Here is a 586-nt window from a genome sequence, read left to right on the forward strand (position 1 = left end):
TTCATCAATATTTTCAACTGCATCAAACTTTTCTATTTTTGCTATTAGTTTACCTTTATAGCCATTTAGTAGTTTTCTTGCTTTTTTCATATCTTTTGCATTTTGAACGAAAGAAATTGCGAAGTAATCTACATTGTTTTCAACACCCCAAGCGATATCCTTTTCATCTTTTTTTGTAATTACATCAATATCTATTACAGTATTAGGAAAGTTTACTCCTTTTCTTGAAGATAGTATTCCATGGTTTTCTATTCTTGCTTGTACTTCACCATCTATTTTTATTACTTTAGCTCTAATAGTTCCATCATAAAGGTATATATATTCATCTATTTTTACTTTATCTAGGATATCAGGATAGTTAATTGAAACTACATATTCTTTATCTGCTTTTTTATATCCTACTATTTCATCTTTTAAGAAAGTAATTATATCTCCCCTTAAAAGTTCAAAGGGTTCTTTTAAATCCCCTACACGCACTTTAGGTCCTGAGATATCTTGTAATACACCTACTGTTGTATTTAGGTTTTTCATTGCTTCTTTTATATTATTTAATGTATTTAAGTGATATTCATGACTTCCATGTGAG

Annotated in this window: 1 protein-coding gene; it reads right to left on the bottom strand. The window is 28.2% G+C overall.

The window, feature by feature from the left end; genetic code table 11:
- Positions 1–586 (bottom strand): pyruvate kinase (locus GBG18_RS15080; RefSeq protein WP_255467401.1); only part of this gene is annotated, 586 nt, incomplete at both ends.

Origin of the sequence: Poseidonibacter ostreae, assembly GCF_009208075.1 — a bacterium.
Lineage (GTDB): Bacteria > Campylobacterota > Campylobacteria > Campylobacterales > Arcobacteraceae > Poseidonibacter > Poseidonibacter ostreae.